Raw genomic sequence first — 2,059 nt, forward strand, 5'->3', positions numbered from 1 at the left:
GCCAGCATGCTGTTGATGTAGTCGTAGGCCTTGTCTTCGTTGCCGGGCGCGTCCTTGAAGTTCACGTAGCCGCAGAACCAGGTCGCGACACCTTCGGCGGGCGAGCGCTGGAAGCCGACGGGGAAGCTCTCGTCCGCCAGGAGTGCGACGCCGTCATTCCAGGACCAGGCGATCAGAACCTCGCCCGAGGCCATCAGCTGGGCCTGTTCGGCGGGGTCGGCCCAATATGCGCGGACGTTCGGGTGAACCTCGCGCAGCCAGGCGGCGGCGGCGGCGAACTGTTCATCGGTCACATTCGACCAGTCGGTGACGCCGGTGGCGAGGAAGGCGAGGGACCAGACGTCATCGGTGCTGTCAGGCAGCGAGATGCGGCCGGCGTATTTCGGATCCTTGAAGACGTTCAGGGTGGCCACGTCCTCGGCGGGAACCTCTTTGGTGTTGTAGGCGATGGCTGTGTAGGCATAGTCGGTCGGCACGAACCAGACGCCGGCATCGTCCTTGAAGATCGGCGAATTCAGCATCCGCGCGGGGATATTGGCAAACTCCGGGATACGGCTGGTGTCCCAGGGTTCGATAAGGTCGGCATCGCGGTAGCGCGAGACGGAGGCGGCGCAGGGGTGGCCGACGTCGGCCTTGAAGCCGGAGGACACTTTCTGGAACGCTTCGTCATCATCGCCGAAGAACGAGAAGGTCGGTTTCGTGCCGTGCTTGGCGACGTAGTCCGTCATGAGCCCGTCGATGTCCCATCCGGCCCAGTCGAAAACGGTGAATTCGGGGTCCGCAGCCTGGGCGGCCGTCGAAACCGCGATTGCCGAGACTGCGCCGAGCAGGACAAGTCTGAAATGTTTCATGGGTGCTCCTCTGTCGTGGCGGCGGCCGTCTTCCCCAAGGCGGACGCCAATTGCGTTATGACGCTTTTTTGGCGGGCAGGCCTGCGGTTGCAAGCACTGGCACGAAATTGGGTCGCAACGACAAAAAGGGCAAGAGCCTATGCACAGATATCGTGCAAGTTGCGGTGCAAATGCGCGTGACTGGCTGAAATTGGGGCGGATTGGCACCCCTTGCGGGCAAGGGGTGCCTTTGCAGGTGTCAGAGGAGGCCGCGCTCCCATGGGCCGGTGATGGCGAAGGTGATGCCGGGGTTCTGGATGTTGACGAAGAGCCATTTGCCCGAGGGGTCGAACGTCGCCCCGGCCCATTCGTTGTTGCGGTGGTCGTCGGCCTTGATGAACTCGGCCGATTTGCCCGCGGCCTTGATGTCGGCATCGGTCAGCTGGACGTTGTTCTTGGCGAAGAGGTAGGTTTCGCCTGCCGGGGTCAGGCCCATCAGCCGTTCGCCGATGCCGAAGTCATCCTCGACCCCGCCGCCGTCTTCACAGAGAAGCACTCCGCCACGGGGCGACACGGTGACGTTGTCGAAGTTGTTGCCCGCGACCTTGTTCTGGGCCTGGAAGATGCAGGTGAGGCGGTCGGTCATGGGATCGAAGGTCCAGACCGAACCTTCGCCGCGACCGACTTTCTGGTAGTGCTCGGAGGCGGGGTCCTGATCGACGCCGGTCGAGGTGTCGACGAGGTAGATCAGCCGGTCGGAGGCCGAATACCACGCGCCTTCGCCGCGCGACATGCGCAGACCGCCGAGGTTGCGGCCCTGGACGAAGGGGCCGGAGGCGGTGTTGTCGGCCTCATGCGGGGCTTCGGTGTAGGGTTGCGGCGCGAGGTCGGGGTCTTCGATCTTGACCCATTCGATCAGGTGGCTGTCGCCCATCTGGGGATCGAGGAGGTCGACCTTGTCCTCGCCCGCGACCTTGGCCATGTAGAGCGTGCCGCCCTGGGCCAGCGCGCCGACCTTCTGGCTGCGGTCGGTCGGTTCGAACTTGTAGAAGCCGGATTGGTTGCGGTCGTCTTCCGTCAGGTAGACGTTGCCGCTGATGGGATCGAAGGCCACGGCCTCGTGGTCCATCCGGCCCATTTCCTTGATCGGGACTGCGGTGTTTTCCGCCGCTTCGGGCGAGACCTCGAAGACATAGCCGTGCGGCATACCGCCCACTTCGGTGAAGTCG

General features: G+C 63.8%; 2 protein-coding genes. Both read right to left on the bottom strand.

All coding sequences use genetic code 11. The features are described from left to right. The coding region (locus ACRCSW_RS22070) for an ABC transporter substrate-binding protein (RefSeq protein ID WP_438707804.1) at positions 1–851 on the bottom strand (851 nt) is incomplete at its 3' end. A gap of 238 nt (positions 852–1,089) precedes the next feature. Next, positions 1,090–2,059: alkaline phosphatase PhoX (locus tag ACRCSW_RS22075; protein WP_438707805.1), on the bottom strand; the 970-nt coding region annotated here is incomplete at its 5' end.

The sequence above is a fragment of the Tabrizicola sp. genome, assembly GCF_051645465.1.
GTDB lineage: Bacteria > Pseudomonadota > Alphaproteobacteria > Rhodobacterales > Rhodobacteraceae > Tabrizicola.